At 67.9% G+C, this 5,733-nt stretch carries 6 protein-coding genes; 3 read left to right on the top strand and 3 right to left on the bottom strand.

Annotated features, from left to right (window positions below):
• The 3 genes from soxC to H0W38_RS15445 all read left to right on the top strand — a co-directional run.
• A partial coding sequence (soxC, locus tag H0W38_RS15455) for a sulfite dehydrogenase (protein WP_367162206.1) occupies positions 1–1,275 on the top strand: 1,275 nt, incomplete at its 5' end.
• Positions 1,262–1,822, top strand: coding sequence for a cytochrome c (locus H0W38_RS15450; protein ID WP_292455634.1), 561 nt, complete (start codon positions 1,262–1,264; stop codon positions 1,820–1,822). The genes soxC and H0W38_RS15450, both read left to right, overlap by 14 nt.
• A 193-nt stretch (positions 1,823–2,015) precedes the next feature.
• On the top strand, positions 2,016–3,362 hold the full coding sequence (locus H0W38_RS15445) for a DEAD/DEAH box helicase (RefSeq protein ID WP_292455632.1): 1,347 nt from the start codon (positions 2,016–2,018) through the stop codon (positions 3,360–3,362).
• Positions 3,363–3,487: 125 nt separating this feature from the next.
• On the opposite strand, the gene H0W38_RS15440 is transcribed toward H0W38_RS15445, so the two are convergent.
• The 3 genes from H0W38_RS15440 to H0W38_RS15430 all read right to left on the bottom strand — a co-directional run.
• A complete protein-coding gene (locus tag H0W38_RS15440) occupies positions 3,488–4,348 on the bottom strand; it encodes a 2OG-Fe(II) oxygenase (protein WP_292455631.1) in 861 nt (286 codons plus the stop codon).
• A 25-nt stretch (positions 4,349–4,373) separates the two neighbouring features.
• Positions 4,374–5,147: a peroxide stress protein YaaA gene (gene yaaA, locus H0W38_RS15435; RefSeq protein WP_292455629.1), complete on the bottom strand. Its 774-nt coding sequence runs from the start codon at positions 5,145–5,147 to the stop codon at positions 4,374–4,376.
• Between the two features lie 43 nt (positions 5,148–5,190).
• The coding region (locus H0W38_RS15430; protein WP_292455627.1) for a TIGR03790 family protein at positions 5,191–5,733 on the bottom strand (543 nt) is incomplete at its 5' end.

Here is a 5,733-nt window from a genome sequence, read left to right as displayed (position 1 = left end):
GACGCGGACGGCGGGGAGCCGCAGCCGGTCGCCGGTGGCGGATTGCTGCACCGGCGGGCCCTGCTTCAACGCGGACTGGTGCTTGCCTCGGCCACCGCAGCCGGCACCCCCGCAGCGCAGACCGGCACCGACACCGTCGAAGCTCGCCCGCCGTGGATGCGGACCCCCGGGCAGCCTTTCACAGGCTATGGCCAGCCTTCGAAGCACGAAGCTGCCCTCATGCGCACCATCGCCGGCAACCGCTGGCTGCCCGGCAACGGCGTTTCGTGGACACCGCTCGAAGACCTGGAGGGCATGATCACGCCCAGCGGACTGCACTTCGAGCGCCACCACAACGGCGTGCCGCAGATCGATCCGAAACAGCACCGCTTGCTGATCCACGGCTTGGTGAAGCAGCCGCTGCAGTTCGCCGTTACCGACCTCGAGCGCTATCCGATGCGCTCGCACCTCGGTTTCATCGAGTGCGGCGGCAACAGCAATGCCGGTTGGCACCCGGAGCCGATTCAGCGCTCGGTCGGTGGTTTCCACGGGCTGGTCTCGTGCAACGAGTGGACCGGCGTGCGGGTGTCGGTGCTGCTCAACGAAGCCGGGCTCGACCCAAAAGCGGCCTGGGCGATCGCCGAAGGCGGCGATGCCTTTGCAATGAATGTCAGCCTGCCATTGGCAAAGCTGATGGACGACGCGCTGGTCGCGCTGTATCAGAACGGCGAGCCTATCCGCCCCGAGCATGGTTATCCGCTGCGGCTGGTGGTGCCCGGCTGGGAAGGCGTGCTCAACGTCAAGTGGCTGCGCCGCCTTCATCTGAGCGCCGAGCCCGTCATGGCGCGCAACGAGACGGCCAAGTACACCGAACTCCAGTCGGACGGCCACGCACGCCAATTCACTTTCGTGATGGACGCCAAGTCGCTCATCACTTCGCCCTCGCCAGGGCTGCGGATGCACGGCCCGAACGTCTACGAGATACGCGGTCTGGCCTGGAGCGGCCGCGGCCGCATCCGCAAGGTCGATGTTTCAGCGGACGGCGGCCAAAGCTGGGCCACGGCCGCGCTGCAGGAGCCGGTGCTGCCGCGCTGCTTCACGCGCTTTCGCGCTGCATGGCGCTGGGACGGCAAGCCCACAGTGATCAAGAGCCGCGCCACCGACGAAACCGGCTATGTGCAGCCCGAGCGCGAGGTGCTGGTTCAGGAGCGCGGCCTGAACGGCTACTTCCACTACAACGCCATCGTCGCCTGGGCAGTCGATGCCGAAGGGACGCTCACGCATGTCTATGCGTGAAATGGCGGTGGTGCTGTTGTGCAGTCTCGCCGCAGGCACGGCGTTGGCGGGTGACGCTGTCGGCAGTGAAACGGTCGCGCCTCGATTGGGGCAACCCATCGAGGCGGCCGCGGCGGCCCGCTTCGACCTGAACGTCTTTCCCGATGGCCGCGGCCTGCCGCCCGGCCGCGGCAATGCCATTCAGGGCCGCATGCTCTTCCAGGCCCACTGCGCCGTCTGCCACGGCGACGGCGGGCGCGGGGCCAGCGCCGAAGAACTGGCCGGCGGCAGCGAGCCGCTGACCAGCGAGTGGCCCGACAAGACCATCGGCCTGTACTGGCCCCATGCCACGACGATCTTCGACTTCGTCCGCCGCGCCAAGCCGATGACCGCGCCGGGCTCCCTGAGCGCCGACGAGGTCTACGCATTGACCGCCTACCTTCTCTACGCCAACCGCGTCATCGGCGAGCACGACGAGATAAACGCGAAGACGCTGCCTGAAGTGCGCCTGCCCAACCGCGACGGCTTCAGCGGCGTGGATGCGAAAGCGCCTCGGCCGGCTCACTGAGCCGTGAAGGGTTCCGCACGCGGCAGCCTCGCGGCGCCGCACACGCCGCTTACAATCGCAGCCGCAGCGCACAGTTCCAGTCCCGAGCGCTGCAGTCGATTCCGACCCTTCTCTCCAATCAGTCTGTGACTGGCGCGCGTGCTCCGCACGTGGCCGCAGATTGATGCCAACGCCCGTTCGGGCGCACTCTCACATGTCATTCGAAGAACTGGGGCTCGCCGAGCCCCTGCTCAAGGCCGTTTCCGAAGCCGGGTACGACACGCCCACGCCGATCCAAAGGCAGGCAATACCCGCCGTGCTGCTCGGCGGCGACCTGCTCGCTGGCGCGCAGACCGGCACCGGCAAGACCGCCGGCTTCGTGCTGCCGATGCTGCACCGTCTGATGGCCAAGCCCGCCGTGCGCGACGCCAAGGGCAAGAGCCCCGTGCGCGCCTTGATCCTCACGCCGACCCGCGAACTCGCGGCACAGGTCGAGGAAAGCGTGCGCATCTACGGCAAGCACGCCAAGCTCACCTCGATGGTGATGTTCGGCGGCGTCGGCATGCAGCCGCAGGTCGATCGCTTGCGGCGCGGCGTCGACATCCTTGTCGCCACGCCGGGACGCCTGCTCGACCACCACCAGCAGGGCACGCTCGACATCAGCAAGATCGAGATCTTCGTGCTCGACGAGGCCGATCGCATGCTCGACATGGGCTTCATCCACGACATCAAGAAGGTGCTGGCCATCGTGCCCAAGCACAAGCAAAGCCTGCTGTTTTCGGCCACCTTCAGCGATGAGATCAAGACGCTGGCCGACCGGCTGCTCAACCAGCCGCAGGTCATCGAAGTCGCGCGCCGCAACAGCACGGTCGAGCTGATCGAGCAGAAGCTCCACCCAGTGGACCGCGACAAGAAGAAGGAACTGCTCTCGCACCTGATCAAGAGCCAGGACTGGGACCAGGTGCTGGTGTTCTGCCGCATGAAGCACGGCGCCAACCGGCTGACCGACTATCTGAACGAGCAGGGCATCACCGCCATGGCGATCCACGGCAACAAGAGTCAGACTGCGCGCACCAAGGCGCTGGCCGAGTTCAAGACGGGTGATCTGCAGGTGCTCGTGGCCACCGACATCGCCGCACGCGGCATCGACATCGACCAGTTGCCCCACGTCGTGAATTTCGAGCTGCCCAACGTGCCCGAGGACTACGTGCACCGCATCGGCCGCACCGGTCGCGCTGGCGCGCAGGGCGAAGCGATCTCGCTGGTCTGCGTGGACGAGGAATCCTTCCTGCGCGACATCGAGCGGCTCATCAAGCGCAGCATCCCGCGCGAGGTCGTGCCGGGCTTCGAGCCCGACCCGCGTGCGGTCGCGCAGCCCATTCAGATCGGGCGGCAGACCCTGGGCGGCGGTGGCGGGCGATCGGGAGGAGGTCGGGGTGCCGGCGCACCGCGCTCGGGTGCGCCGCGAGGCGGTGCTCCGGGCGGTAGCCGTGGCGGCGCAGCGGCAGGACCGCGTGGCGGCAACGCCGGTGGGCATCGCAGCGGTGGTCGCGGCCGCTGAGCGTCAAGCGAAGGTCACGCTCGCCCGGTGGCGCCGTCGGCGCTTTAGATCAACGGCTCGCACTGCGTACAGGCAAGCATGCCCTCCCATGGGCTCCTGCGCGAGGACGGCAGTGCGACTGCCGCTCAGTCGAACCGATCGACGCGGAGCCACTTGGTGGCGACCCATTTCTCGCCTTCGTGCACCGGCGCGCCACCGTGCAGGCTGCGCGTCATGGGGTGCGGCCGGTCGTAGCTGAAGAAGACGGCACAGCCCTTCTGCGCCGCAATCTCGAGGTTGACGTCGGGGAAGGTGGTGCCGCCGCCGCGCGTGGGCGTGTTGAGGTAGGTGAGGATGGTGGCCACGCGCTGGCCGCCGCGCTCGAGGATGCTCGGCGTGCCGGGCTGCGCGGGATCGAAGTAGTCGTAATGCGGCTTGTATTCGGCGCCCGGCCGGTAGCGCAGAACCTGCAAGCCCTCGCCGTTCTCGACCGGCCAGCTCAGCAGCGCGGCGATGCGCGCCTCGAGCAGCGCACACACGGGATGCTCTGCGCGCGTGAAGAACATGCCATCGCTGGTGCGCGCATCGTTGATCTCGCTGTCGCCGGTGCTGGTGTCGACCGTGTGCGAGCGCTGCAGGCGCGCACCGGCCAGGGCGACCATCTCGTCGCATTCCGCATCCGAGAGCAAACCGGAAAACACCACGACTCGAGGCTCTCGCAGCGACATCACGATGCGCACCTCCCGGTCGTGCGCCCGGAGCGTGGCCGGGGAGCCATCGAGCGCGGGTTCGGGCACCCGGCTCGGTGGCGGCAACACAGACGCTTGTGCGTTCGGTTGCAAGACGCCGCTCAGCACCGTCTCGAGCGCTTCGAGCGCGACATCCTCGCGCCAGCCGCTGCCTTTCATGGCCTCCAGCACCGCTTCGGGCCGGTGGCCCGCGCGGGCCTGTTCGATGATCCACTGGCGCAGGGCCGGCGTGATGGTCTGAATATCGGCAAGTGTCATCGGACAGTCCTCGCGGCAAGAGACTTCAGGCGCTGCGACGGCGAAAGACCAGCCGGTCCGGCTCGCTGGCGGCAGCATCGAAAGCATAGCCTTCGAGCTGAAACCGCTGCAACGCCTCGGGCGTGCTCGCGCGCGTACGGATCGCGTGCCGCGCGATCAGGCCGCGGGCACGCTTGGCGTGAAATGCGATGATCTTCCAGCCGCCGTCCTTCCATTCTTGAAACACACACTGCACCACGCGCGCACGGAGTGCCTGGCGGTCGACCGCCTTGAAGTACTCCTCGGAAGCCAGGTTGACGACGATCGGCTCGTGCTCCCCGACCAGCCGGCGATTCAGATACCGGGCGATGGTGTCGCCCCAGTAAGCATAGAGGTCCTTGCCGCGTGACGAAGCCAGGCGCGTGCCCATTTCCAGACGGTAGGGCTGCAGGCTGTCGAGTGGGCGCAGCACGCCGTACAGCCCGCTCAGGATGGCCAGATGGTCCTGGGCCCAGACGATGTCGGCGGCGTCCAGGCCCCCGGCATCGAGGCCTCCATAGACGTCGCCGTTGAAGGCGAACAGGGCCGGCTTGCTGTTGCGCGCCGTGAAGCGGGGCCGCCAGGCGGCGTAGCGCGCGACATTCAGCTCAGTCAGCTTGTCGCTCAGGTGCATGAGCCCGGCGATCTGGGCCGGTGTGCGTTGGCGGAGCACATCGATCAACTCAGCCGCACGGCCGGCAAAGTGCGGCCTGCCGGACGCCTCCACGGGCGCGGCGCGGTTGTAGTCGAGGGTCTTGGCGGGCGAGAGCAGCAACAGCATGGGAAGACGACCCCGAAGAAAAGGCGCAAAGCGTATCAGTGCGCTACGGCCGGGCGAACGGTGCGGCGAGCGGCTCGCCGATGAAGACCCCCTGCGACGGCCAAGCCACGCTCTTCCAGTAAGCCTCGAGTGCCGTACTGCCCTGCAGATAGTGCCGCAGCAGGACCTGGGGATGCGGAAATTTCTGCACGTGATTGCAGGGCTCGCTCACCGTTCCGTAGCTGGCGGTCGCGCCCGCGTCGAGCCAGGCCCGGGCGCTCGTCTGAGTGCTGCTGCCGTCGAGCTGGCCGCCGAAAGAGGTCATGTGGTCGGCCAGGGCACCGGGCACGAACTCCAGGCGATCGAGATCTGACACCTGTGCCAGTCCGGTGAGGTAAAGCAGCACCCGGCCGGGGCTTTGCGCAGCGTCGTCCGGCCCCACACTCACGTCGACCCCGAAACGACGCAGGAAAGCCGGCGGCGGATACAGGCGCGAGCGCACCGAGCGCAACGCATCGCCGGTGACCACGAAACGTGCCTGCACCGGCGGCGCCCCGCGCCAGCCGAGGCTGCCATCGGCCGCGATGCCGCGCTCGATCAGTGCCCG

Source organism: Methylibium sp. (genome assembly GCF_013817365.1).
In the GTDB taxonomy this organism is placed as follows: Bacteria; Pseudomonadota; Gammaproteobacteria; order Burkholderiales; family Burkholderiaceae_C; genus Methylibium.
The sequence above is the reverse complement of the archived record's forward strand: the minus strand, read 5'-3'. Positions and strand labels throughout refer to the sequence as shown.